Raw genomic sequence first — 25,620 nt, 5'->3', positions numbered from 1 at the left:
ATGAGCGGCGCGACCGGCGAATGACCAACAATTCCTACGATACCGCACATTGCCGTTTTCCCCGTTTCCCCGCAGAAACCCGGCGCTATTTAGGGATGGCCGGTCTGCCGCGAAAATCACATTGCATTTCGTCGCGTATCAGCCGCAACGGTCTTGCACAGATGCACCATGACAGGGCGCTCTTGCAATCCGGTTACCGCGATCGCTCGGTTTGTCCGCGAATGCATGTTATCCCGTCCCAATGGTTCTGAAATCCGTCAAAGACATGATGCGGTCATGAACGAACAAATCGACACGGTGACGCTTTGGCGTCCAGTTGGGCCTGAAGAGCTGAAACTGATTGAGAAGTCGGGCATGCGGGCGTTTCCGCCGCGCCTTCCCGAGCAACCCATTTTCTACCCCGTTCTGTCCGAAGATTATGCCGTGCAGATCGCGCGTGACTGGAACGTACCAGCCAGCGGTTCGGGCTTCGTTACCCGGTTTGACGTTTTGAAGAGCTTTCTCGACCAGTATTGGGTCGAACATGCCGGTAGCAGGGCACATCTGGAATACTGGATCCCCGCCGAAGATCTTCCTGAATTCAACAGGGCAATTGTCGGCAGGATCGAGGTGACGGCTGCTTTCGGCGCAGATGCGAACCTTGCCGGCTAACGCCGAATGATCACCCACCGGCCTTCTTCGCCGCCGCGGCCGAAGCAAAACGCTCGCGCAATTCCTTGCCCTTGCCGGCCAGCGTCCTCTGGCGGGCGCGGCCAAAGGCCAGCGCATCGTCGGGGACACTTTCGGTGATCACGCTGCCCGAAGCGATGTAGCCGCCCTTGCCGATTGTAACAGGCGCCACCAGCGAGGAGTTCGAGCCGATAAAGGCGCCCTCGCCGATGTCGGTGAAGAACTTCGAGTAGCCGTCGTAGTTGCAGGTGATGGTGCCGGCGCCGATGTTGGCGCCGGCGCCGACGCGGGCATCGCCGATATAGGTCAGGTGATTGACCTTGGCCCCCTCCCCGATCGTCGCCTGCTTGACCTCGCAGAAATTGCCAACCTTGGCCTTTTGCTTGAGATCGGCGCCCGGCCGCAGCCGCGCGTACGGGCCGACATCGCAGTTCGAAGCGATGGTGGCGCCTTCAATGTGGCTGAAGGCATGGATCTTGGCGCCCGTGGCGATTTTCACGCCCGGCCCGAACCAGACATTGGGTTCGACGATCGTGTCGGCACCGATTTGGGTGTCGTATGAGAAGAACACGGTTTCTGGCGCAATCAATGTGACGCCGGAGAGCATGGCCTCGCGCCGCCGGCGCGTCTGCCAAATGCCTTCCGCCTCGGCGAGTTCGGCGCGGTTGTTGATGCCGAGCACATTCTCGAAGCCGGCTTCCGTTGCAACGACATCGAGGCCCTGCCCGCCGGCGATCTCGACAATGTCGGTGAGGTAATATTCGCCCTTGGCGTTCTTGTTGCCGACTTGATCGAGCAGTTGCAGCGCGTGCATGCCCGCAACCGCCATCAGCCCGCCATTGCAGAAGGTGATTTTCTTTTCTTCGTCGGTGCAGTCCTTTTCCTCGCGGATGGCGATGAGCTTGCCGCCCTTTTCGATCAGCCGGCCGTAGCCGGTAGGATTGGGCGTGCGGAAGCCGACCACAACGACGGCAGCGCCTTCGGCCAGCTTCAGGCGCGCAGCGGCCAGCACCTCCGGGTCGATCAGCGGCGTATCGCCGAACATCACCAGGATCTCGTCGTAACCTTTAGATATCGCAGCTCGAGCCGCCAGCACGGCATGCGCCGTACCGAGCCGCTTGTCCTGGACGAAGGTTTCCGCCTTCGGCGCGAACTTTTGCGTGGCCTTACGCATCTCGTCCGCGCCATGGCCGATCACCAGCGCCAGATCACCGCTGCCTGCGGCTTCCGCAGCCCTCACGACATGGGCGACCATCGGCAGGCCGGCGATCGGGTGCAGTACTTTTGGCACAGCGCTTTTCATGCGCGTGCCTTCGCCGGCGGCGAGGATGACGGACAGGCAGGTTCTCTGGCTCATGGAAGGGCGACCATATGAAAAGGGTTGGAAATCAACGCATGTCTAGCACTGGCGCGATGCTGCACCAATGCGGTTAAATTCCGGTGAGGTGGTGGAGCAGCTGACTCCAGGTTAGCGGGTCCGCAATTCAATCCTGTGCGCGCAATTCCAGCTTATATGAGCAACAAGCCTATCCCAATTGGCCCAACACCGGGAAATTCTCCAGCAGCCAATAGGAGGCTGCCTGGACGCCGCCTGTCAGGAAAAACACACCGGCGATGACCAGCAGCGCGCCCATGGCCTTTTCGACACGGCCGAGATGGACGCGGAATTTCGAGAGAAAGCGCATGAAGGCGCCGGAAAACAGCGCCGCGATCAGGAATGGGATGCCGAGGCCGAGCGAATAGGCGGCGAGCAGAGCCGCGCCCTCGCCCACCGTCTCGCGGCCGCCGGCAAGCGTCAGGATCGGTCCCAGCACCGGTCCGATGCACGGCGTCCAGCCGAAGGCGAAGGCCAGTCCCATGACGTAGGCGGCAACGATACTGGCCGGCTTGCCCTGCGACTGGAAGCGCGCCTCACGCGACAGCAGCGGGATGCGCAATATGCCGAGGAAGTTCAACCCCATCAGGATGATGAGCACGCCGGCCGCCATGGCCAGCGGCTCCTGCCAGACGCGCAGCAGCCGTCCGATAGTCGAAGCGCCGGCGCCCAACGCCACGAACACGGTCGAGAATCCGAGAACGAAGGCAATCGAAGCATAAAGCAGCGCGGCGCGTGCGTCGGCCTTGGCCGTGACGCCGGCATTGCCGCGGAAATCATCGACCGACACGCCGGCCATGTAGCAGAGATAGGGCGGCACCAGCGGCAGCACGCAAGGCGACAGGAACGAGATCGCCCCCGCCCCGACCGCGCTGACATAGCCGATATCCAATGCCATTTCCCGAAACTCCAACTGTATCGGCGCCGGTATAGCGGCGCACGGGTTTGTCCGCCAATCACCATTGCGTGGCAAGTTGCCGCCCTGCATCGAGGAAGAAACGACACACCAGGCGCGTTGATGCAACGAGGCGGCGGCTTTCCGCGCGCTTCTCGATCATATCAGGGGGAACCCCATGAAATCGATCACAGTTGGGCTGGCGGTGCTTTTACTCGGCACCGCCGCCTCCTATGCCGCCGAAGCATGGAAGGAAGCCGATGTAGGCGGCACCAATTATACCGATGCCAACGGCATGACCCTTTACACCTACGACAAGGACGAGACGGGCAAGTCGAACTGCTACGACAAATGCGCCACCAGTTGGCCGCCGCTGAAGACGGAGGCCGACGCCAAAGTCGAGGGCGAATGGACGATCGTCGACCGCACCGAGGGCACCAAGATGTGGGCCTATGAAGGCAAGCCGCTCTACACGTTCATCGAGGATAAGAAGGCTGGCGATGTGACCGGCGACGGCGTCGGCGGCGTCTGGCACATAGCCAAAGCCGACTAGTCCCGAACCTGCATCCCGCCTTGACCGGCGCGAAATCGCTGACTGCCGCGTATCCCTGCAGGCCTTCCGGCGGCCAGCTTCTTGTACTGTCCCGATGGACGTACGAGCCCCACTCGCCACGCCTGTCTCGCCCGCCGACAGAGCATCATACCGGACATCTCTTAAGCTGGGGCTGGCGCATGATCGATGTTTCTCTTATATCCGCGGAGGAATTTGTTCCGGATTCATTGCCGGTTTGTCCAACAAGAGGGCAGCCGCTCCCCTTACCCGGAATTGCGGATATTACATGACGCGCCCTTGGGGTGTGCGCTGAATGCAGGACTGCATTTTGGGCGCTTCCCCTTGACCGGATGCAAAAGCGCGGCCATGTGAGCGACAATTGTACGAGATTTCGTCGCGCGCAGCGGAATTCTTCTGCCGCACCACAGCTGATATGAGACCTCATGGACGTCGTCGTCGTCGAATCGCCGGCCAAAGCGAAGACAATCAACAAGTACCTCGGAAAGAACTATAAGGTCCTGGCCTCGTTCGGCCACGTCCGCGATCTGCCGGCCAAGGATGGCTCGGTGCGTCCGGACGAGGATTTTGCCATGTCCTGGGCTGTCGACACCGCCTCGAGCAAACGTCTTGCCGACATCGCCAAGGCGGTCAAGGACGCCGACGGCCTGATCCTCGCCACCGATCCGGATCGCGAGGGCGAAGCCATTTCCTGGCACGTTCTGGAAGTGCTGAAGCAGAAGCGCGCGCTGAAGGACAAGCCGGTCAGCCGCGTCGTCTTCAACGCCATCACCAAATCGTCGGTGCTGGAAGCTATGGCCAATCCGCGTCAGATCGATGCGCCGCTGGTCGACGCCTATCTCGCTCGCCGCGCGCTCGACTATCTCGTCGGCTTCACCCTGTCGCCCGTGCTGTGGCGCAAGCTGCCCGGCGCCCGTTCCGCCGGCCGCGTGCAGTCGGTGGCATTGCGGCTCGTCTGCGACCGCGAATTGGAGATCGAGCGCTTCATTCGCGAGGAATACTGGCAGATATCAGCTCTCCTCGGCACGCCGCGCAAGGAAAATTTTGAGGCGCGGCTGACCGCCTTCGACCGCAAGAAGCTGCAAAAGCTCGACATTTCGACCAAGGCGCAGGCCGACGATATCAAGGCGATGCTCGAAGGCGCGACCTTCAAGGTGCTGTCGGTCGAAGCCAAGCCGACCAAGCGCAATCCAGCCCCGCCCTTCACCACCTCGACGCTGCAGCAGGCCGCCTCCTCGCGCCTCGGCTTTTCAGCAAACCGCACCATGCAGGTGGCGCAGCGGCTCTATGAAGGCATGGACATCGGCGGCGAGACCACCGGCCTGATCACCTATATGCGAACCGACGGCGTGCAGATGGCGCCCGAGGCGATCACTGCCGCCCGCGATGCGATCGCCAAGGAATTCGGCCCAAAATACCTGCCCGAAAAGCCGCGCCACTACACGACCAAGGCCAAGAATGCCCAGGAGGCGCACGAAGCGATCCGCCCGACCGATTTCATGCGCACGCCGGCTTCGGTCAGGCAATATCTCGATGCCGATCAGGCACGGCTTTACGAGATCGTGTGGAAACGCGCTATCGCCAGCCAGATGCAGCCGGCCGAGATCGAGCGCACCACTGCCGAGATCGAGGCGGTCAACGGCGCTCGCACCGCGGAGCTTCGCGCAATCGGTTCGGTCGTTCGCTTCGACGGCTTCATTGCCGCCTATACCGACCAGAAGGATGAGGATTCGGAAGACGAGGAAGACCGCCGTCTGCCCGAGATCCGTGCCGGCGAACAGCTCGCCCGCGAGGCGATCAACGCCACCCAGCACACCACCGAGCCACCGCCGCGCTATTCGGAAGCCTCGCTGATCAAGAAGCTGGAAGAGCTCGGCATCGGTCGGCCGTCGACCTACACGGCGATCCTGAAGACGCTCGAGGACCGCGATTACGTCAGCATGGACAAGCGCAAGTTGTTGCCGCAGGCGAAGGGCCGGCTGTTGTCGGCCTTCCTCGAAAGCTTCTTCGAGCGCTATGTCGAATATGATTTCACCGCCTCGCTCGAGGAAAAACTCGACGAAATCTCGGACGGCAAGCTCGCCTGGAAGGATGTGCTACGCGATTTCTGGAAGGATTTTTCGGGCGCCGTCGCCGACATCAAGGAATTGCGCGTCACCGACGTGCTCGATGCATTGAACGAAGAACTGGCGCCGCTGGTGTTTCCCGCGCGGGAAGACGGTTCGAACCCCCGCATCTGCCCGAAATGCGGCACCGGCAACCTGTCGCTGAAGCTCGGCAAATTCGGCGCCTTTGTCGGCTGTTCGAACTATCCCGAATGCTCCTTCACCCGCCAGCTCGGCGACGCCGCCAACCCCAATGGCGAAACTGGCAATGGCGAGGACGGCACCAAGGTGCTTGGCAAGGACCCCTACACGGCGGAGGAAATCACCCTGCGCAGCGGTCGTTTCGGCCCCTATATCCAGCGCGGCGACGGAAAGGAAGCCAAGCGCTCCAGCCTGCCCAAGGGCTGGACAGTCGATTCGATCGACCACGAAAAGGCCCTCGCCTTACTGTCGCTGCCGCGCGACGTCGGCAAGCATCCGGAATCCGGCAAGATGATCTCGGCCGGGCTGGGGCGCTACGGCCCGTTCGTGCTGCATGACGGCACCTACGCCAATCTCGAGAATATCGAGGACGTGTTCTCGATCGGTCTCAACCGCGCCGTGTCTGTGATTGCCGAGAAGCAGTTGAAGGGCCCGGGCGGCCGCAATGGCGGCACGTCCGCCGCCTTGAAGGAGCTCGGCGAGCATCCGGCTGGCGGCGGTAAGATCGTTGTGCGTGACGGCAAATACGGGCCTTATGTTAATTTCGGCAAGGTCAATGCGACGCTGCCGAAGGGCAAGGACCCGCAGTCGGTGACGATCGAGGACGCGTTGGCGCTGATTGCCGAGAAGGAAGCCAAGGGCGGCAATGGCGGCAGAAAGCCCTTCCGCAAAGCGGCCGCACCTGCCAAAAAGCCTGCGGCGGCCAAAAAACCGGCGGCCCAAAAACCAGCGGCCCAAAAACCAGCGGCCAAGAAAGTGGCCAACAAAAAGGGATAGGGCATCGTGGCGCGCAGGGTATCCGGAAGAAGTCATGGCGATCTGCGCACCGCCGACACGAGAGCCAAGGTTAGGGATAACTACCGGCCGTCCCGCGACGAGATCCTGCGCTACATCGCCGAAAATCCGGATCGCTCAGGAAAACGCGATATCGCCAAGGCGTTTGCGCTGCGCGGCGAGGACCGTATCTGGCTGAAAGACATTTTGCGCGACCTGCAGGATGAGGGCCTGCTGACCAAGGAACGCAAGCGGCTGGCCCGCGTCGGCGCCCTCGCCCATGTCGCCGTGCTCGACATCTTTGGCCGAGACGCCGACGGCGTGCTGCTGGCGCACCCAACCGAAGCCGTGGGCAACGGCGAGCCTCCTGTCATAGCGATCCGCGTGTCGCGCGGCGGCGGCCCGACACCGGGCATCGGCGACCGCGTGCTGGCCAAGACCTTTCCAACCGATGACGCGACGGGCCCCGCCTACACCGGGCGGGTGATGAAGATCTTCGAGAAGCGCACCGATGCCGTTCTCGGCGTTTTTCGCGTTCTGCAGGACGGCACCTTCCGCATCGAGCCTGTCGAAAGACGCCAGCCGGAGCTGGTCGTCGACAAGGAATTCCAGAACGGCGCCAAGAACGGCGATCTGGTCGAGGTCGAGCCGGCGCGGGCCTCCCGCTATGGACTGCCCAGAGCCAAGGTGCTGACGGTGCTCGGTTCGCTGACCAACGAAAAGGCGGTCTCGATGATCGCCATCCACGCGCATGACATTCCACATATTTTCCCGGCAGACGTCATTGCCGAGGCAGAGGCGGTCAAACCGGCGACGCTGGCCGGCCGCGAGGACTGGCGCAAGCTGCCGCTGGTCACCATCGATCCGGCCGACGCCAAGGACCATGACGATGCGGTGTTCGCCATATCGGATCCGGACGAAAAGAACCCCGGCGGCGTGGTGGTTACCGTAGCGATTGCCGATGTCGCCGCTTATGTGCGCTATGGCACCGCGCTCGATCGCGAGGCGCTGAAGCGCGGCAATTCGGTCTATTTCCCGGATCGCGTCGTGCCGATGCTGCCGGAGCGCATCTCCAACGACCTTTGTTCGCTGCGCGAAGGCCAGGACCGCCCGGCGCTGGCGGTCCGCATGACCTTCTCGGCCGATGGCCGCAAGCTCAGGCATTCATTCCACCGCATCATGATGAAATCGGCGGCGAAACTCGCCTATCCGCAAGCGCAAGCCGCGATCGACGGCGCGCCGGACGACAAGACCGGCCCGATCCTCGACACGGTGCTGAAGGCGCTGTGGGATGCCTACGCCGTCGTCAAGCGCGGCCGTGAGACGCGCCAGCCGCTCGAGCTTGAACTGCCTGAGCGGAAAATCCTGCTCAAGGAGGACGGCACCGTCGACCGGGTCGTCGTGCCGGAGCGGCTCGACGCACACAAGCTGATCGAAGAATTCATGATCCAGGCCAATGTCGCGGCGGCCGAGACGCTGGAGGCGAAACGGCAGGCGCTGGTCTACCGCATCCATGACGCGCCTTCGCTCGCCAAGCAGGAATCGCTGCGCGAATTCCTGCAGACGCTTGGGCTGTCGCTCGCACGCGGGGCGCAGATGCGGCCCAACCAGTTCAACGGGATTCTGGATCGCGTCCGCGGCGCCGACCATGAGGGACTGGTCAACGAGGTGGTGCTGCGCACCCAGATGCAGGCCGAATATTCGCCCAGCAACATCGGCCATTTCGGCCTCAATCTGAAACGCTACGCGCATTTCACCTCGCCGATCCGTAGATATGCCGACCTGATCGTACATCGCGGGCTGATTGCCGCCCTCGACTTTGGTGCAGGCGGACTGACGCAAGATGAGGCGGAGCGGTTGGAAGAGGTTTCAGCACTGATCTCGGCCACTGAGCGCCGCGCCATGGCCGCCGAACGCGACACGGTCGACCGGCTGATCGCCGCCTATCTGGCCGAGCGTGTCGACGATCGTTTCGATGCACGCATTTCGGGCGTCACCAAATCGGGACTATTTGTCCAATTGCCGCAGTATGGCGCAGATGGTTTCATCCCGGTGTCAAGCCTGGACGGCGATTACTATATATACGACGAAACTGCCCGATCGCTTTTCGGAGAGCGCACCGGCAAGGGCTATCAGCTTGCCGACCGCGTCGAGGTTCGCCTGATCGAGGTGGCGCCTATGGCCGGCGCGATGCGTTTCGAGATGCTGACCGACCCAAAGCCGCTGCCCGGCTCCAAACGGTCGTTTCACAAGGCCAAAGGCCGCGCCCGCGCGTCGCAATCGCGTCCAGGCTCGCGCGGCAGGAGACGATAATGCCAAGCGATTTGAACATGAACCAACAGGTTTTCGGCGGCGAACATCATTCGGGCCGCATCGCCCGCCCGCTGTGGACGGCGATGAAGCGTGGCGCGCTTAGCCGCTGCCCGCATTGCGGCGAGGGAAAGCTGTTTCGCGCTTTCGTCAAGACCGTCGATAAATGCGATCATTGCGGCGAGGAGCTCCATCACCACCGCGCCGACGACCTGCCGGCCTATCTGGTGGTTGTTATCGTCGGCCACATCGTGCTCGGCGCGTTCATGGGTGTCGAAGCGACCTCCACTTTGTCCACCTGGCAGCACATCGCCATCTGGGTGCCGCTGACCATCCTCATGGCGATCATCTTGCTGCAGCCGGTCAAGGGCGCTGTCATCGGCCTGCAATGGGCGTTCTATATGCACGGCTTCGGTGGGGAAGAAGATCTGATCGAGTCGCATCCCGAGGCTTGAAACCGAGGCTGGCGCAAATCGGCATGGCTGGACGCCACTTTCGCATCGGAGAAGATTCCGCTAGGTCGTGCGCATGGACGTTATGACCAAGGCGGAAGTCGACAAGGTTCAGCGGATCGCGCCCGACGCCAAGCCTATACGCCCGCGCGACGCCGCGACGCTGATCCTGCTCGACCGCAAGGGCGACGAGTTCCTGGTGCTGATGGGCCGGCGGCACGCCCGTCACGCATTCATGCCGGGGAAATTCGTCTTTCCCGGTGGTCGTACCGATCCGGCCGACAGCCGAATTCCCGTTGCCACAGCGTTGCACCATGAGGAACAGGCGAGGCTGACCGCCGGCGTCGGCCGCACCAGCCCGGCCCGCGCCCGCGCCATCGCCCTGTCGGCGATTCGCGAGACCTATGAAGAAGCCGGCCTGCTGATCGGCCAAAAAGGCGCCTTCGCCACGACCAGGCGCGATTGGCAGGGTTTTGCCGAGCACGGCGTAAGACCCTCGCTGGAAGCGCTGCGCTTCATCGCGCGCGCCATCACGCCGCCAAACCGGGTGCGGCGCTTCGATACGCGCTTCTTCAGCGCCTGGCGCGAAGATGTCGCCGTGGAGTTGCCGGACGGCGGTCCGACCAACGAGCTGGAGGAACTGGTCTGGCTGCCGCTCGCCAAGGCCAGAGATGCTGATATTCCCGACATCACCAGGGCCATCCTCGAGGAGCTGGAAAAGCGGCTCGTCGATGATCCGCTGCTGCGTCCCGGTGGTTCCGTGCCGTTCTACCGGCTTGTCCGCAATCGCTTCGTTCGCGAAATTCTGTAGAGCATAGAGCATTCACATCCCATGACGGTCGATACCCAGCAAGAGGTTGCGGAACGCGTACATTGGCTGCCGATGATCGCGGCGATCTCCTCGATCAGTGTCGTCGGCATCGCCATCGGCCTCGGCATGCCGCTGCTCAGCGTCATTCTCGAAACGCGCGGCCATTCGGCGTCGATGATCGGCTTCAACACCGCTGTCGCCGGCCTCGCCTCGATCGTCGGCGCACCGCTCGCCACCCCGCTCGCCATGCGCTTAGGCGTCGCCTGGACGATGCTCGCCATGATCGCAACAGGAGTGCTGGCCTTTGTCGGCTTCCATTTCGCGCCGGACTTCTGGATGTGGTTTCCCCTGCGCGTCCTGCTGCACATCGCGCTGACGGTGCTGTTCATCCTGTCGGAATTCTGGATCAGCACATCGGCGCCGCCACACCGGCGCGGTCTCGTCCTCGGCATCTACGCCACCGTGCTGTCGCTCGGCTTTGCCGCCGGGCCGTGGCTGTTCGCCCAGCTCGGCAGCACCGGCTTCCTGCCCTTCGGCGTGATCATGGCGCTGGTGACGCTGGCCGCCATCCCAGTTCTGGCGGCACGCAACGAGAGCCCGACGATCGTCTCCAATGGCGAAACCAGCAACTTCCTGCGCTACATCTGGTTGGTGCCGACGGCGACCGCCGCGGTGCTGGTGTTCGGCGCGGTCGAGACCGGCGGCTTTGCGCTGTTCCCCGTTTATGGCAACCGCATCGGCTATTCCGAGGCCGATGCCGCCCTCCTGCTCACCATGATCGGCCTCGGCAACGTGCTGTTGCAAATCCCGCTCGGCATGATCAGCGACCGTGTCAGCGACCGCCGTTATCTGCTTCTGGTGTGTGCAACCATCGGGCTTGCCGGCACTATCTTCATGCCGCACTTCGCGCAGGACTGGCATCTGATGGCGGCGCTTCTGTTCGTCTGGGGTGGCGTGGTCGCGGCCATGTACACGATCGGCCTGGCCCATCTCGGCTCGCAGCTTTCCGGTCACGACCTGGCCTCGGCCAACGCTGCCTTCGTGCTCTGCTATGGCGTCGGCATGGTGCTCGGCCCGCAGGCGATCGGCATCGGCATGGACCTTTTCGGACCCTCCGGCTTCGGCTGGGCGCTCGGCGTGTTCTTCGCCTTCTATATCGCGCTGGTCGGCGCCAGGCTCGCCCGAAAAATCCTGTAGAAAGACCCGATCGATTCCTCATGTGGCGCAAGGCTGCTGACATGACCGTGTCAGCAGCACCTGGGTAGATTGTCAGCAACACGCCACGAATTTGAGGATGCCGCCATGATCGACTCCGGGTTTGAAACGAAATCGGTGCGGATGGAATTGCTGCTGCTTGTAACCTTTCAAGCGCCGGCCTCCGATGTCGACCGCATCATGGAAGCTGTGGTCGCGATCGCTCCGCTGACCATGGGCAAATACAACAGCAATGCCTACCAGTCGGCGCACGGCATCGAGCGCTACCGGCCACTCGAAGGCGCGGCTGCAGGTGCCGAGACGGAATTGCGCAGACGGCATGGCACGGTGGAGGTGTCGTTCGAACTGCCCGACGATCAGGCGTTGGCCGCCCGCATTGTCGAAGCGATATTCCAGGCCCACAGCTATCAGGAGCCGGTGATCCGCATTCAGCCGATCCTCGCCAGCCGCTCCAAGGGCTTGGACGACCGCTCCAACCCGAACCGCTGGGGGAACACTACGGGAGACTTGAAGAAGGCCGCTCCGCCGGTTAGGGAAGACGCATAGTTAGGAACATTCTCGGCTGCCGGCTGGCTGATATTGACCACAGCTTGCACAAGCGACTGCACCGAAGCCTCACGGGGTTGACTTTCCGGGCGCGTTCTTTATGTGTCGCGCCAAGTTTCCCGCGTCCGGGTGTTTCCCCGTGCTCCAGCGGCCAAAACTCCACGAACATAACGGACGAACACAATGGCCAAAGCCGCAAACATCAAGATCAAGCTTCTGTCGACCGCAGACACCGGTTTCTTCTACGTGACCAGCAAGAACAGCCGCACCAAGACGGACAAGCTGTCGTTCCGCAAATACGATCCGGTTGCCAAGAAGCACGTCGAGTTCAAGGAAACCAAGATCAAGTAATCTGGTTTCCTGCTTTAAAGCCAAAACGCCGCCCCTATGGGCGGCGTTTTGGTTTTCAAGGCTCGAAAAAGTCCAAAATGTCCAATGGTTGTTGCAGAGTCTTGATGCATTTTGGGGGCCGGTCGGCGTTTGGCAGCGGTACGAGGAGGCCACTATGTGCCAGCGCCGGCCGGCCGACCCCACGGACCCAGGAGATGCGGCGGACCTGAATCATGGGGTATTCTTCGGATCGATCCGGCTATCTACCTCGCGCCGGTTCCGTCATTGATCTGCACATTTGCGCAACAGCCTGTGAAAATCAACAATTTCTTAACCAAGCCCGGCGAATCGCTTGCGTTAAGGTAAATTCGTAACCCTGTCGCACTGAATGGAGAATTGGCCTTACGCCGCCTTGGCGACGACGCGGTTGCGGCCGGCGCTCTTGGCTTCGTAGAGCGCGAGATCGGCGCGCTTCATCAGCCCGGCAACCGTGTCCACGCCCTTCAGCACCGACGACACGCCGACGCTGACGGTAACCTCGATCGTCTTGCCGTCGTGACCGACTGCAAACGGCATAAGAGCGATTTCGGCGCGAATGCGCTCCGCGACCTTTTCGGCGACGGCGCCGTCCGTGTCCGGCATCACCACGACGAACTCCTCGCCACCGAAACGGCAGGCGAGATCGATGCCGCGCACATTCTTACGCAGCCGCCGCGCAAATTCGCGCAGCACCTCGTCGCCGCCGTCATGGCCATGTGCATCGTTGATCGTCTTGAAGCGGTCGAGATCGGTGATCATCATCGACAGCGGCCGTCGCCGCGCTACGGCACGGTCGAACAACGTCTGCAGGTGGCTGTCGAGGTATCGGCGATTGTGCAGCCCAGTCAGCGCGTCTGTCACCGCCATCTCGATGGTCTGGGTGACGCTGGCACGCAGCTGGTCGTTGTAGCGCTTGCGGCGCACCTGCGTGCGTAGCCGAGCGGTCAGCTCCTGCTGGTCGATCGGCCGCATCAGATAGTCGTTGATGCCGAGTTCGAGGCCGCGGATGATGCGCCCCTCCTCACCCTCCTGCGCCAGAAGGATGATTGGCACGAAACGGGTGCGATCGAGCGAACGCAATTGTGAGCAGAGCCTGAGCGGATCGAAATCGGCAAAGGCCGTCGAGATCATCACGCATTCATAGGGCGTTTCGGCGGCCTGGAAGAAGCCGGCATGCGGATCGGTGGCGATGTCGAGGTCGGCGGTGCCGCGCAGCATTTTCTGGACCCGCTCGAAGGAGGATTTGCGCTCGTCGATGAGCAGAACCTTCGGCGTGGTGTCTGCGGACGCGAAGTTGCGGCTCAACAGCTCCTCGATGCCGATATTGCGCGTGGTCGAGGCGCGCAAGCGCAGCTCGTCGGTCAACGTCTTCAGCCTGACCAGGCTTTTGACGCGCGTCATCAGCTGCAGATCGTTGGCCGGCTTGGTCAGAAAATCGTCGGCACCGGCCTCGAGGCCGCGCACCCGGTCCGAAACCTGGTCGAGCGCGGTGATCATGACGACGGGGATGTGCGACGTCGCCGGGTCGCTCTTCAGCCGCCGGCAGACCTCGAACCCGTCCATGTCAGGCATCATCACGTCGAGCAGCACGACATCGACCTTGCCGTTTTCGCAGGTCTCGATCGCGTCCAGCCCGTTCGTGGCGGTCAGCACCTCGAAATATTCGGCAAGCAGCCGGACCTCGAGCAGCCTCACATTGGCAGGGATGTCGTCGACGACGAGGATCCGTGCAGTCATCTCATAAAGCTCCGGCTCGGCTGGAAGGGCGCATCAGGCGTCGCCCAGGTAGGATTTGATGGTTTCGATGAAACGCGGCACCGAGATCGGCTTGGAAATATACGCTTCGCAGCCACCTTGGCGGATACGCTCCTCATCGCCCTTCATCGCGAATGCAGTGACGGCAATGACCGGTATGACATGGAGGTCGTCGTCTTCCTTCAGCCATTTGGTCACCTCCAGCCCCGACACTTCGGGCAACTGGATGTCCATCAAAATAAGGTCCGGCTTGTGCAGTCTCGCCAGATCCAGCGCTTCCAGGCCATTGCGCGTGCGTACCGTCTCGTAACCGCTCGCTTCGATGAGGTCCCGAAAGAGCTTCATGTTGAGCTCATTGTCCTCGACGATCATGACCTTCTTAGGCATCAAATTCCCGTCTCGGCCTGCCTTCCGCTCGAAGGTTGCCGTCATGCGCCCTCGCCGGTACGCACCAAACACTGCTCGACTCTACGGCAATATAATTGACGAAACGGAAACCGGCTGCCGGAAAAGCTTCGGATTTCACCTCGGACACCGCATTGCAGAGTTAGATGGCTTGCCGCAGGCGACGCTTGCGATTACTGCCAAAAAGAGACTCATTCCACCGCGCAAGAAGGTAGTGATGGCAAACGCAGCGTCAATGCGCGAGGAAGCGGAAACCATTGCCGTGAAGGCATTGGGCTTCGTCGCCGCCGATCCGGAACTTCTGCCCCGTTTCCTGGCGATCACCGGCATCGAGGCGCATTCCATCCGCCAGGCAGCCGGCGAGCCGGGTTTCTTGGCCGGCGTGCTGCAGTTCATCCTCGCCCACGAGCCGACGCTCATGCGGTTCGCGGCGGAGACCGGCACGCCGCCGGCTTCCGTCGGCAAGGCGCTGCGGGCACTGCCGCTTGGCGACGACGACCATGAACATTCGATATGAGCGACGACCGGATCGCGAAAACGCCTACGGCGTCGTTTCTTCTTCGCTGTCGTCGCCTTCATCATTCGCAACCGGATCGGCCGGCTTCACCATGACACCATTGACCGTGACCGAACCGTCCGGCTTGCCGTTGACGACCCATTCGATGCGACCGTCCGGCAGCGTCTTGCCGAATCCCTTGATCGCAAGCGCCACCGGCACATATTGCGCGGCTTCCGGCTCCGTCTTCGCCGCCGCCTGCAGGCTTTCCACAATTCTGTCATAGCCTGCGATATCGATCGTCACATTTGCCTCGGGCTTCATGCCGGGGAACGTCATCTCGCCTTCCATCGCGATTTCCATGTCGCCGTTCTTCACCGTGCTGTGGCCGATGACAAATTTCGGCGTCTTGGCCATGAAATCAGCCTTGATCTGATCGCCAAAGTCGGCCGGCAACGGCGGATTCTTGTTGAGATCAAAGGCCTCGATCGCCTTTTTCGCCATGCTGTCGAGACCGATGTTGGCGCCGCCGAAATTCAGATTAATGTCGGTGGGCAGCAGCGCCGTACCCCAGGCGGGCACAAGATTCTGAGGGATCGTCAATCCTGCGGCCTTGATCGTATAGTTGACTGCTCCGTTCTGGGCGATGCCGTCGGTCCCGAAGCTGGTGCCCAGCTCCGTCGCTCCGAAATGCCCGACCGGGCTTTCGACAGTGACATCCTTGAATCCGTAGCTTCCGTCGATCCGCTCCCACAGCGGCAGCGCGGCGAGTAAAAGCGATTTGAGCTGCGCCTGGTTGGCCTTCAGCTTGGCTTCGTCTTCATTGGCGACGGCAAATGCCAGCAGGTCGAGAAATGGCTTTGTCCGCATTCCTTTGCCGGTCGCATTCACCGACAGTTCTGGCGATTTGATTGTAAGCGGGAATTTCAGCCCGCTTTTGGGATCGTCAAAATCAAGCGTTTCGGCAAAATCGGCGATCGTCTGCGTCGCGGTGAAATCCACGCCGCCATTCGCAGCTTGGGTTGCGTTCATAGTGGCAGTACCGGCGCCGGTGCTCACCTCCGCGCGCTGCATGGTGTCCCGGGTTTTCATCGTCATCCCGGCCGTCGAGTGTGTGGCGCTGGTGAAAGCCGCCAGTTCGGTGTCATAGACGCCGGTGAACTTGCTGTCTTTGATCGAGAATTGCATGCTCTGCGGGCCTTCCGGCCCCATGAACTCGAAGGACCCGCTTGGCGACAAATCCGCAGAGACATTCCACGTCCCGTTGCTGCTTGGCTTGACGAGGAATGCGTAGGGGCTGAAGTCGAACTTGAAGGAATGCTGCGTCGCCAACAGGTTCACGACAGGTTTGAAGTCGACGGCGAGTTTGTAAGCGTCGCCTTCCACGGAAACCTTCAGGAAACCGCTGTCGATCGCCTTGCTGCCGATGTAGCGAGACAAATTTTCGGAGAGCTGCTTCGCACCCTCGCCATCGACGGTCTGGCCTAAGGCAGGCGCGCTGAGCGCGAGAACAAAGACGGCCGGCAGAACACGGTTCACGCAGAATCTCCGTTGCTATTCTTCTGGTAGAAAACTCCAATCGTAACCGTAAGCCGAAACGGGTAAGGTGCAATCCCTCCTGAGCGCTAGGTCCCGGCCACCGTTCATGAAGCAGCGGCGCGGCGCGACGTGGTTGATGCAATGCGCCCTGCCCGATCGCGGTGTTCGCCAGCATCGACGATGCATCAGCCTGTCGCCCCAGCAAGAGCTCGCGTCATCGGAGCTTCACATCGCCTTCTTCGGCGTGACGACGCAAGCGGCGCGGGCATTGAGCAGGCCCCAACCGAAGACGGCGTCCTTGCCGGGCGCGCCGAGATCTTCCGCCGACTTGCCGAGCGCATCATGAATGTCGGCTGCGGTGGCGCTGCTGTTTGCCGACTTCATCAACGCCGCTGCGGCGGCAACAAACGGCGTCGCGAAGGAGGTACCGGTCTTCAGCCGTGCGCCGCTGACCGACGCGGCCGTCCATACTTCGACGCCGGGGGCGGCCAGGTCGATATGCTCGCCGCGGCCGGCACGCCTGTAGGGGCGTTTCATGCGGTCCACCGCCGTCACCGCGATCACTTCCGCGTAGGCCGCCGGATAGGCAGGTCCGGCCTTGGGACCTCCATTGCCGGCAGCGGCGACGATCACCATGCCGCCTTCGGAAAGTTTTCGGACAAACTGTTCGAGAAGGGCATTCGCAGGACCCGACAGGCTCATATTCGTCACCTGCACGCCGCGCACGGAAAGAAGATCGAGTGCGCGAAGAAGATCATAGACGTCCGAGCGGTCATCCTGGCGATCGCCCCGGTGAAACGCATCGACCGCGATGAGCCTAGCCTGCGGCAGGAGGCCCGGGGTACGGCTGTCGGCGCCGCCGACGAGCAGCGCCGCGACGGCGGTGCCGTGCTGGCGGCCGGACTCGGGAAAGCCGTGGTCCGAAAGGCGAAGAACTTCGACCCGGCCATTCGCGAAGGCGGCATGCGCAGGATTGATCGCCGTGTCGATGAGGCCGATCGTGACATTGCCACCGCAACCGGCGGGAAGACCGGTATTAGTCGGCCAGCCGATCAGGCCTGCGGCGGCGCAGTGGGATCCGGCACATTCGGCTTCTTGTCCGGGCCGGTAGTAATGCACGAAATCCGCTGTCGACTGCGGAGCGGCGTCGATGACAAGATCGCGCGCAGCCTCCGGCGGCATGTTGGGCGGTATGCGCAGCCGGACCAGCTCCGACCCCAGAAGCTGGATGTCGGTGCGGTCAAGGACGGTGAAGCCCGTTGCCTGAAGCCGACCGATTTCAGCCGAACTCAGCCCGGTCGCTACGATCTGGTCCGGCGCCCGAGACGGCAAAGGGACGGCGGGCCGTTGCGCGCGCCTGCCGCCGCGTCTTGGCGGACGCGGAAGAAACCGATCGGTCAGCGTGCGAAACAGATTCGTTCCGGTCGACCGGCGAGGAATCGCTCCCGATCCACCAGACGACGAGCCGGATTGACCGCCGCCACCGTCATCACCACCACCATCGTCACCACCACCGTCATCATCGGCGAACGCCGATCTTGGTCCGAACTCTCCGAGCACCAGCAGGCCGCCCGTCGGATGAAGATCGACCATTAACGCGACGGCTACCCAGAAAGGCAGCAGGGCTCTTGGTCTCAGCCAGGCGGTGGCGCCCATATCTCCCTCACATTTCCGCCGTTGCCGATTTTCAACATCGCGAGGCTAGCGGACCTATCCGACAATAAGCTAGCTTTGCGAGGAAACGGGTGCGGGGCCGCTTTATTCCAAAATAACTTGGAGCAACATGCCGGAAAAAACCGACCGCGTCCAAGACCAGCTTGTCGCTTTTCTCCCGAATCTCCGCCGGTTCGCGATTGCGCTCTGCCGGTCCCGCGATATTGCGGACGATCTCGTTCAGCGAGCCTGCGAACGGGCGCTCGCCAACGAGCAGCGTTTCGAGCAAGGAACGCGCTTCGACGCGTGGATGTTCAAAATTCTCCGAAATCTGTGGATCGATGACATCCGCAGGCGCAAGGTCGCCGGCCCGCAGGACGATGTCGACGAGCGCCATGACATCGCCGGCATTTCCGGTGAGCGCGAGATGGAGGCGCGGCTGGCGCTGAACAGCGTGGCGCAAGCCATTGGCGAACTTGCCGGCGATCAGCGCGACGTGCTGCTTCTGGTCTGTGTCGAAGAGCTTTCCTACAAGGAAGCCGCGGAAGTCCTTGCCGTGCCGATCGGGACGGTGATGAGCAGACTGGCCCGGGCAAGAAAGAATCTGGCGGAGGCGACGGGAATATCCATGGCTCCCACCCGTTCTGCGGTCACAAAAGGGGCTAGCAAATGACCGAAGAGACGTTTTCGGACGAGATCCTGATGCGGTTCGCCGATGGTGAGCTTGATCCGGAGACGGTCGCCAGGATCGAGCAGGCGATGGAGATCGATGACCGTCTGGTTACCAGGGTTGCCATGTTCATCGAAACCAGAGCGCAGGCGCAGGCCGCGCTGAAGCCGCTGCTCGACGAGCCGGTTCCCGAAAAACTTGTGGCCGCCGTTGAGCAAATGATCGAGGCCAGGCGCGCCGTCGAGAAGGCGGCATCGGCATTGCCCTTCGGCGGCGGGCGCATAGCGGCGCCTCCATCGAGGTCTCACTGGAGGCTGCCGATTGCCGCCTCTCTCGCGGCGGCCGTCGTCGGCGCGCTCACCGGGTATTGGGCAGCAGGTACCAACGAACGCAGGCAGGGCGGGCTATGGGTTGCCGGCGTCATTAGGCCGGCCCTGGCCCAAGCCCTTGAAACGGTCGAGTCCGGCAAGGAAATCAGGCTCGCCGGGATCAGTGACCGATTCCGGGCTATCGCTACCTTTCGCAACAATTCGCAGGATTTGTGCCGAGAATTCGAGGTTGACTCGCAGGACCGCTCCACGGTGGTGTCGGTCGCCTGCCGTTCCGGCGACGAATGGCGCGTCAGCTTCGCGGTCGTGGCCCCCGGCGACGCCGGAGGCTATGCCCCGGCCTCGTCGACCGAAGCCCTCGACGCCTATCTTTCGGCGATCGAAGCGGGCGCTCCGATGTCAGCCGAGGAGGAAGTCCAAGCGTTGACCGAGGTCCGTCGGAAGGACCGGAAGTGAAGCTGCAACGGCCCCCGTTCTCTAAATGGAATCCGGCTTTCTCTGAATGGAATAAAGCCGGCAATCGCCCGTTACTCCGCCGGACCGCAACTGCCGGTCCAGTCTGAAACAAGGAGTAACTACCATGACAAGACACTGGAAACTCAAGTCGACACTGGTCGCAGGAATGGCAGCGCTCGCGAGCACCGCGGCGCAGGCGAAGGAATATCCCGCGGCGTCACCGGAAACCGAGGGTCCGCCGGCCGCAATGACCAGCCAAAGCGAAGGTGCCTTCATCGTCGCGGGCAACAGTTCGTCCAATTCGAGCTCCAATTCGTCGTCCAACGGTTCATCGAATTCCAGCTCCAACTCGTCGAGCAATTCGAGTTCGAACTCCAGCTCCAATTCGTCGAGCAACTCGAATTCGAACTCATCGTCGAACAGCTCCTCCAATTCGAACTCGAACAGTTCGGATCGCGGTCCGCGCAACTGGCGGTTCCGCTAGCAATTCACAAAGAAACGGGGCCTAGCGGCCCCGTTTCGCATTCTTCTCCGCAAAAAAAGTCTAGCGGGCCGCGCGGGCCCATTTGCGATACCAGCCTTCGCCCGCAATCGTGTTGCGATAGACAGTTTCGCGCTCCGTCGCCTCGGCTCCGGTCTCCGCCCGGATTTCTGCCTTGAGTGCGGCATCTTCGCGGCGAACCGGTATGACCTGGACGAGCGGCGTGCCCTTTTCGATGACGTAGAGGCCGTCGGGCGCGGTCGCGAAAAACGGAAAATGGATGTCGGCTGCGTACCTATCGGTATCGACGATGCCGGCGACGCATTCGAAAGGCTGAGCCGGCCTGTTGAGCGGCGGCAGGAACAAACAACTCCAGCCCGGCGGGGTCCGTATCGACCAGTAATTGTGAAATTTACATGGGGGTGCCGGTTCCTTCGGGTTGCCGGCGACCTGATGGGCGCCATGATTGCTCACCATCACCCTGTCGAACTCCCAGCCGGCATCGACGACGCGGCCGCCGTCCTTGATCTCAAGGCGGACGGTCGCCGCGAGCGGCAGGATCCAGCCGGTTGTCATCGCATCGAGAAACGGCATGCAGCGCTTGACGGTCAGACCATTGTTGGTGGCCGACGCTTGCTGCGAATCGACTGCCGGCAATTTGCGGAACCAGTCCGGCAGAACCGTCTTGGCTGCTACTGGCGGCGCGATGACGCCATAATCTTCCGGCCGACAGACAAACCGGATCGAGCGAGTGGTCTGGGAAAAATGAAACATTGATAGCCTCCAAGGAAAAATCCGAGGAGGAACGGGCCGCAGGCGGATTTATTCCTGCTGGATGTCAACCGTCTGATTATGCAGGCCGGCTACGAGATTTGGCCGCCGCCGAGCGACCGTCGCGGCAGCGGCGCGCACAGCACACTGATTAAAGCACCAATCGCATCAGCGGTCGGCCCGCCTTGCGCTCGACCAGCCTCTCGAAGCCGGCTTTCTCGAAGACCCGCGACGAGCCGACGAACAGCCCGATCGAACGCGAATCTTTCGACAGGTCGATCGGACACGCCTCGACCAGCCGCGCGCCATTCTGGCGAGCAAACTCGATGCCGCCTTCGACCAGCCGGTGCGTCACGCCCCTGCCGCGCGCCTTGACGCGGATGAAGAAGCAGGAAATCGCCCACACGCCCGGATCCACGGCGTCGGCGGGATCGACGGGCGCCGATCCCCTGCCCTTATTGTTCCATTCGGGCACATGGGCGCGCGGGCCGATCTGCATCCAGCCGACCGCCTTGCCATCCTCGAACGCCAGCAGGCCCGGTGGCGGCCCGGCCTCGATCCGCGCCTTGATGTGGTCCTTGTTCCGCTCCCGGTTGCTGGCGCGGCGCGCTGCCGGCGACAGCCGGAAATGTGTGCACCAGCAGCCGTAGCAGGCACCTTGCTTACCGAAAAGATCTTCGAAATCAGCCCAAAGCTCGGGCACCAGCGGCGCTATGGTCGTATTCATGAGCTCTCTCCCGGCCTACCGCCTTGTCGTGGCGTCCGTCCTGACGTACCATTGCCTTTGTTCTCTTTATGTTCGCAGCGATGGCGGCCTCTGTCAACAATCCCGATCACGGTTTTTGTCGCGACTGCCTGACCTTCCAGCGCGGCGAGGCCCGGCGCTGCGAACGTTGCGGCAGTCCACGGCTTGCCCGCCATCCGGAGCTCTACCGGCTGCATCTTGCCCATATCGACTGCGACGCGTTTTATGCGGCGGTCGAAAAGCGCGACAACCCGGCGCTGAAGGACCGGCCGTTGATTATCGGCGGCGGCAAGCGCGGCGTCGTCTCCACCGCTTGCTACATCGCCCGCATCCACGGGGTGCGCTCGGCGATGCCGATGTTCAAGGCGCTCGAATCCTGTCCGGAAGCGGTCGTCATCCCGCCGGACATGGAAAAATATGCACGCCTCGGCCGCGAGGTGCGCGCCATGATGCAGGCGCTGACGCCGCTGGTCGAGCCGATCTCTATCGACGAAGCATTTCTGGATCTTGCCGGCACCGAGCGTCTGCATGGCTTGCCGCCGGCGGTGGTGCTGGCGCGCTTCGCGCTTGGCGTGGAGAAGGAGATCGGCATCACCGTTTCAGCAGGCCTTTCCTACTGCAAGTTCCTGGCCAAGGTAGCATCGGACTTTCGCAAGCCGCGCGGTTTTTCGGTGATCGGCGAGGCCGAGGCATCTGGCTTTTTGGCCGAGCAGCCGGTGACGCTGATCTGGGGTGTGGGAAAAGCTTTCGCCGCCACGCTTGAACGGGACGGCGTCCGGATGATTGGCCAGTTGCAACGCATGGAGCGCGGCGACTTGATGCGCCGCTACGGCGTGATGGGCGACCGGCTCTATCATCTTTCACGCGGCGAGGACGACCGCCGCGTCCATCCCGACCAGGATGCGAAGAGCGTATCGGCGGAGACCACCTTCGACACCGACATCGCTTCCCTGGATGAATTGGTTTCGGTGCTGAGAGCGCTGTCGGAAAAGGTTTCCGGGCGGCTGAAGAAATCCGGCATTGCCGGACGCACCGTCGTGCTGAAGCTGAAGACCCAGGATTTCAAGACCCGCACGCGCAACCGCCAGCTCGGCGATCCGACACGGCTGGCCGACCGCATTTTTTCGACCGGGCTCGAACTGCTGCGCAAGGAAGCGGACGGCACAAGATACCGGCTGCTCGGCATCGGTGTCAGCGACCTCTCGAATGACGACAAGGCCGATCCGCCCGATCTCGTCGATATTCAGTCGCGCAAGCGCGCCATGGCCGAAGGCGCCATCGACACGCTACGCGACAAGTTCGGCCGCAGGGCGGTGGAGACCGGCTACACCTTCGGCAAGGGCCGCAACGCCCACCCGCCCGAGCCGATCGAGGACTGAGTACGATTCTGAACCGAGAGGTCCGCGTAAGCGAAAAGTGGAACCCGGTTCGGAAAAGATCATGCCACAAAAAGATAGAGCGGCTGTCAGATGCGCCTCAAGTCGATCCGGCTGGTCAAAACGCGCTCGCCGGTTTTCGGATCGACGTCGATAACGGTCAGCCGCATCCCGTCCTCGCCATTCTTCTCGACCGTCATTTGCGCCGTGCGATCGCCGTTGACCTCCTTCGCCCAACGGATGCCGAGATTGATCGCATTGCCTGAGCGCCTGCCGCTGAGCTGCGCCGGCCCGGTGCGGGACCCGACATAGGTCCCGGTGTACTTCGTCCCGCGGGACTTCAGATCGGCACTGATGGCGCGCGTCACCACGACGAGACCGCGGCAGGTGCCGTCCAGCGACAATGAGCTCGATGTCGCGTCGGAATTGAAGCGGCAGGAGACGCTCACCGTCGGCGCCTCGGTGGTTACCTTGACGGTCCCCTTGCCGGCGAAGTTTCCCTCGAACGAGCGGAGAAAATCGGCCTCGTCGGCATGAGCCGCGCCAGCCGCAGCCGTCAGGCAGCCGGCAAGTACAAATCGTGCAAATGATTTCATGGGATCTCTCCTCGTTGATATCGGAACGACGATATTTCCAATGAACTGGCTGTTGGACCAACGCCCGCCGTGACGGCAGGTTCCGCCTTCAACATGACCGTTTTGCAACACGTCGCTTCTGGCCCAGCCGAATGCGTCGACTAGCGGTTGCGGTGAAAGTCCCGGCTTGCGACATAGCGCGCATGGCACCCTCACCCTCGATCCCCCGGGCCGCGTTCTGGATGGCGCTGTCGATCGCATCGTTTCTGACGATGTCGGTCGCCGGCCGCGCCACGACGGCCGAGCTCAACGTATTCCAGGTGCTGGAGCTGCGCTCGGTGATCGGCCTTTTCATCCTCCTGCCGCTGGTGATGATATCAGGCGGTTTTGCGGCAATGCGCACCAAACGCCCCTTGGCTCATATCGCCCGCAATGTCGTCCATTTTGTCGGCCAGGCGGCATGGCTATACGCCTTGACGCTGATCCCGCTGGCCGTGCTGATCTCCATCGAATTCACGACGCCCATCTGGACGGCCATTCTGGCGGTCGGCTTTCTTGGTGAAAGACTAAGCCGGCCAAGACTTGCGGCCATCGTGCTCGGACTGATCGGTGTGGTGATCATCGTCCGTCCGGGCGTCGGCTCCGTCGATCCGGGACATATCGTCGTGCTGGGTGCCGCGGTCTGCTTCGGCATATCTGTGGTCCTGGTCAAATCGCTGACGCGGACGGACAGCGTCGTGTCCATCATCTTCTGGATGCTGGTCATACAGTCGGTGCTCGGCCTTATCCCGGCGCTGTACGAATGGCGCAACCCGCCGCTCGAACTATGGCCGTGGATCCTGCTGATCGCCTTCACCGGCATGTCGTCGCATTTCTGCATGGCCCGCGCGCTCGCCTATGCCGACGCGACCGTCATCTCGCCGATGGACTTTTTGCGCGTGCCGCTGTCAGCGCTGATCGGCTGGCTGCTCTACCACGAGCAGATCGATGCTTTCACCGCCGGCGGCGCCTTGCTGATCCTGTTGGGCAATCTGCTCAATCTGCAGAAAAAAGCGAGCAAACCAGCGGAAGTGGCAGCGTCTTAGCATTTTGCAGCCAAGCATCTTCGTTTGGTGTCCGACAAAATGCGTGAAAGCAAAGAGTTAGAGCGCGGTTTTAGTTCCAGCAAAACCGCGCTCTGACCTCGCATCCTAGTCGCCTTCGTCGGGGATGTTGAGGATATGCCCGCAGGCCTTGCAGTGGACGGCGTCGGCTTCATGCCGCTGAAGGCCGCATTGCGGGCAGGGAAAAAACACCTTGTTGGGACGGAAGAGCGCCTGCGCCAGCCTGACGAACAGCGATATGCCGATGATCATGGTGACGATGGCGGTGAGCTTGCCGGCGATACCCGGCAGGACGATGTCACCGAAGCCGGTCGTGGTCACCGTGGCGACGGTGAAATAAAGCGCGTCGACATAGCCTTCGAGACCGGCCCCAGTGCGGAAGAAGAAGGTGTAGACAAAACCGGTGATGACAAGGAGGAATGTCAGGAGATTGATGACTGCGTGGCTCGCCTCGCGCCATTTTTTGAGGCCGCGCATCTCGAGATACCGCCACAGCGCGCCGCTGCGCGACAGCGACCACAGCCGCAATATGCGCAGGAAGCCCAGATTGGCTAGCGCTGAAGGCATCAGCAGCGTCAGCAGGATAAATGCATCGACCCACGACGCCGGCTGTTTCATCAGGCGCAGCATGTCGTTGGAGGCAAGCAGCCGCGCAATCATGTCGGCGGCGACAAGCGCTGCCACGGAATAATCGAGCCAGAGGAACGAAGGCGACTCCTGGATCACCGGTGTGGCGATGAAGAAGGCGATGATGGCAAGGTCGATGATGATCGCGACCAGTTGAAACCGGAAAGCCGCGGGCGTGCGCCCGTGATAGAGCTTGCGCAGCGTGCCGCGCAGCCGCGTCAAGGCTGAATCCCGAGCTCCGTCCCTGTCTGGCGCCTTCATGACAACTGCGATAACGCTCACTGCGACAGCCGTCCAGTGGGGCAGAGCAGGGTGAAGCCGCTGTGGCTTGAGAACATCCGGAGCG

27 protein-coding genes are annotated in these 25,620 nt (G+C 62.2%); 16 read left to right on the top strand and 11 right to left on the bottom strand.

Annotated features, from left to right (window positions below):
• Together ACWTU7_RS27440 and ACWTU7_RS27435 are read left to right on the top strand one after the other, a co-directional pair.
• A partial coding sequence (locus ACWTU7_RS27440; protein ID WP_455840926.1) for a hypothetical protein occupies positions 1–251 on the top strand: 251 nt, incomplete at its 5' end.
• 25 nt (positions 252–276) lie between these two features.
• Positions 277–651, top strand: a complete 375-nt coding sequence (locus tag ACWTU7_RS27435) for an ADP-ribosylation/crystallin J1 (RefSeq protein WP_455840927.1) — start codon at positions 277–279, stop codon at positions 649–651.
• 10 nt (positions 652–661) lie between these two features.
• Here the strand turns inward: ACWTU7_RS27435 and glmU are convergent, their stop codons facing one another.
• Entirely contained in the window at positions 662–2,026 is a 1,365-nt protein-coding gene (gene glmU / locus ACWTU7_RS27430) for a bifunctional UDP-N-acetylglucosamine diphosphorylase/glucosamine-1-phosphate N-acetyltransferase GlmU (RefSeq protein WP_455840928.1), read from the bottom strand.
• Positions 2,027–2,195: 169 nt separating this feature from the next.
• The gene (locus ACWTU7_RS27425) at positions 2,196–2,942 is read right to left on the bottom strand and encodes a cytochrome c biogenesis CcdA family protein (RefSeq protein ID WP_455840929.1); all 747 of its coding nucleotides are present in this window, start codon (positions 2,940–2,942) and stop codon (positions 2,196–2,198) included.
• A 175-nt stretch (positions 2,943–3,117) separates the two neighbouring features.
• Here ACWTU7_RS27425 and ACWTU7_RS27420 point away from each other — a divergent pair, with 175 nt between their 5' ends.
• The 8 genes from ACWTU7_RS27420 (at position 3,118) to rpmG (ending at position 12,275) form a co-directional block, all read left to right on the top strand.
• Complete coding sequence (locus tag ACWTU7_RS27420) at positions 3,118–3,492, top strand: COG4315 family predicted lipoprotein (RefSeq protein WP_455840930.1); 375 nt, start codon at positions 3,118–3,120, stop codon at positions 3,490–3,492.
• A 443-nt stretch (positions 3,493–3,935) separates the two neighbouring features.
• Complete coding sequence (gene topA / locus ACWTU7_RS27415) at positions 3,936–6,593, top strand: type I DNA topoisomerase (protein ID WP_455840931.1); 2,658 nt, start codon at positions 3,936–3,938, stop codon at positions 6,591–6,593.
• Between the two features lie 6 nt (positions 6,594–6,599).
• Positions 6,600–8,903, top strand: coding sequence for a ribonuclease R (rnr, locus tag ACWTU7_RS27410; protein WP_455840932.1), 2,304 nt, complete (start codon positions 6,600–6,602; stop codon positions 8,901–8,903).
• Positions 8,903–9,355: a DUF983 domain-containing protein gene (locus ACWTU7_RS27405; RefSeq protein ID WP_455840933.1), complete on the top strand. Its 453-nt coding sequence runs from the start codon at positions 8,903–8,905 to the stop codon at positions 9,353–9,355. Before rnr ends, ACWTU7_RS27405 begins: the two co-directional genes overlap by 1 nt.
• Positions 9,356–9,428: 73 nt before the next feature.
• Positions 9,429–10,163, top strand: coding sequence for an NUDIX hydrolase (locus ACWTU7_RS27400; RefSeq protein WP_455840934.1), 735 nt, complete (start codon positions 9,429–9,431; stop codon positions 10,161–10,163).
• 21 nt (positions 10,164–10,184) lie between these two features.
• Positions 10,185–11,360 (top strand): MFS transporter, encoded by a 1,176-nt coding sequence (locus ACWTU7_RS27395; RefSeq protein WP_455840935.1) that lies wholly within the window; start codon positions 10,185–10,187, stop codon positions 11,358–11,360.
• A 105-nt stretch (positions 11,361–11,465) separates the two neighbouring features.
• The gene (locus ACWTU7_RS27390) at positions 11,466–11,924 is read left to right on the top strand and encodes a hypothetical protein (protein WP_455840936.1); all 459 of its coding nucleotides are present in this window, start codon (positions 11,466–11,468) and stop codon (positions 11,922–11,924) included.
• Between the two features lie 183 nt (positions 11,925–12,107).
• Positions 12,108–12,275, top strand: coding sequence for a 50S ribosomal protein L33 (rpmG, locus tag ACWTU7_RS27385; RefSeq protein ID WP_006201775.1), 168 nt, complete (start codon positions 12,108–12,110; stop codon positions 12,273–12,275).
• A 381-nt stretch (positions 12,276–12,656) separates the two neighbouring features.
• Here rpmG and ACWTU7_RS27380 read toward each other — a convergent pair whose 3' ends face one another.
• Entirely contained in the window at positions 12,657–14,030 is a 1,374-nt protein-coding gene (locus ACWTU7_RS27380; RefSeq protein WP_455840937.1) for a PleD family two-component system response regulator, read from the bottom strand.
• A gap of 33 nt (positions 14,031–14,063) precedes the next feature.
• Positions 14,064–14,420: a response regulator gene (locus tag ACWTU7_RS27375; RefSeq protein WP_287247952.1), complete on the bottom strand. Its 357-nt coding sequence runs from the start codon at positions 14,418–14,420 to the stop codon at positions 14,064–14,066.
• A 250-nt stretch (positions 14,421–14,670) separates the two neighbouring features.
• Between ACWTU7_RS27375 and ACWTU7_RS27370 the strand changes: the two genes are divergently transcribed.
• Positions 14,671–14,970, top strand: coding sequence for a DUF3572 domain-containing protein (locus tag ACWTU7_RS27370; protein WP_095520561.1), 300 nt, complete (start codon positions 14,671–14,673; stop codon positions 14,968–14,970).
• Between the two features lie 24 nt (positions 14,971–14,994).
• On the opposite strand, the gene ACWTU7_RS27365 is transcribed toward ACWTU7_RS27370, so the two are convergent.
• Together ACWTU7_RS27365 and ACWTU7_RS27360 are read right to left on the bottom strand one after the other, a co-directional pair.
• Complete coding sequence (locus ACWTU7_RS27365; protein ID WP_455840938.1) at positions 14,995–16,488, bottom strand: hypothetical protein; 1,494 nt, start codon at positions 16,486–16,488, stop codon at positions 14,995–14,997.
• 225 nt (positions 16,489–16,713) lie between these two features.
• Positions 16,714–17,820 (bottom strand): S8 family serine peptidase, encoded by a 1,107-nt coding sequence (locus tag ACWTU7_RS27360; RefSeq protein ID WP_455840939.1) that lies wholly within the window; start codon positions 17,818–17,820, stop codon positions 16,714–16,716.
• Positions 17,821–17,958: 138 nt separating this feature from the next.
• On the opposite strand from ACWTU7_RS27360, the gene ACWTU7_RS27355 reads away from it, so the two are divergent.
• From ACWTU7_RS27355 to ACWTU7_RS27345, 3 genes are all read left to right on the top strand, one after another.
• Positions 17,959–18,084, top strand: coding sequence for a hypothetical protein (locus tag ACWTU7_RS27355; protein WP_455840940.1), 126 nt, complete (start codon positions 17,959–17,961; stop codon positions 18,082–18,084).
• A 187-nt stretch (positions 18,085–18,271) separates the two neighbouring features.
• Entirely contained in the window at positions 18,272–18,814 is a 543-nt protein-coding gene (locus ACWTU7_RS27350) for an RNA polymerase sigma factor (RefSeq protein WP_029353034.1), read from the top strand.
• Positions 18,811–19,596, top strand: coding sequence for an anti-sigma factor family protein (locus ACWTU7_RS27345; protein WP_455840941.1), 786 nt, complete (start codon positions 18,811–18,813; stop codon positions 19,594–19,596). The genes ACWTU7_RS27350 and ACWTU7_RS27345 overlap by 4 nt, the downstream gene beginning before the upstream one ends.
• Before the next feature lie 21 nt (positions 19,597–19,617).
• Here the strand turns inward: ACWTU7_RS27345 and ACWTU7_RS27340 are convergent, their stop codons facing one another.
• The 3 genes from ACWTU7_RS27340 to ACWTU7_RS27330 form a co-directional block, all read right to left on the bottom strand.
• Positions 19,618–20,028, bottom strand: coding sequence for a hypothetical protein (locus ACWTU7_RS27340; protein ID WP_455840942.1), 411 nt, complete (start codon positions 20,026–20,028; stop codon positions 19,618–19,620).
• 112 nt (positions 20,029–20,140) lie between these two features.
• Positions 20,141–20,851 carry a DUF6065 family protein gene (locus tag ACWTU7_RS27335; RefSeq protein ID WP_455840943.1) on the bottom strand — a complete coding sequence of 237 codons (711 nt, stop codon included), beginning with the start codon at positions 20,849–20,851 and terminating at the stop codon, positions 20,141–20,143.
• A gap of 148 nt (positions 20,852–20,999) precedes the next feature.
• On the bottom strand, positions 21,000–21,575 hold the full coding sequence (locus tag ACWTU7_RS27330; RefSeq protein ID WP_455840944.1) for a GNAT family N-acetyltransferase: 576 nt from the start codon (positions 21,573–21,575) through the stop codon (positions 21,000–21,002).
• A 68-nt stretch (positions 21,576–21,643) separates the two neighbouring features.
• Between ACWTU7_RS27330 and ACWTU7_RS27325 the strand changes: the two genes are divergently transcribed.
• Positions 21,644–22,972, top strand: coding sequence for a DNA polymerase IV (locus ACWTU7_RS27325; protein WP_455840945.1), 1,329 nt, complete (start codon positions 21,644–21,646; stop codon positions 22,970–22,972).
• A gap of 86 nt (positions 22,973–23,058) precedes the next feature.
• Here ACWTU7_RS27325 and ACWTU7_RS27320 read toward each other — a convergent pair whose 3' ends face one another.
• On the bottom strand, positions 23,059–23,565 hold the full coding sequence (locus tag ACWTU7_RS27320; protein ID WP_029353042.1) for a hypothetical protein: 507 nt from the start codon (positions 23,563–23,565) through the stop codon (positions 23,059–23,061).
• A 182-nt stretch (positions 23,566–23,747) separates the two neighbouring features.
• Between ACWTU7_RS27320 and ACWTU7_RS27315 the strand changes: the two genes are divergently transcribed.
• Entirely contained in the window at positions 23,748–24,629 is an 882-nt protein-coding gene (locus ACWTU7_RS27315; protein ID WP_127210360.1) for a DMT family transporter, read from the top strand.
• Between the two features lie 105 nt (positions 24,630–24,734).
• On the opposite strand, the gene ACWTU7_RS27310 is transcribed toward ACWTU7_RS27315, so the two are convergent.
• A complete protein-coding gene (locus tag ACWTU7_RS27310; protein ID WP_127210358.1) occupies positions 24,735–25,535 on the bottom strand; it encodes a potassium channel family protein in 801 nt (266 codons plus the stop codon).
• Positions 25,536–25,620: the final 85 nt, after the last annotated feature.

This window comes from Mesorhizobium sp. BHscii (assembly GCF_053848065.1).
This window is presented reverse-complemented; position numbering and strand designations above follow the sequence as displayed.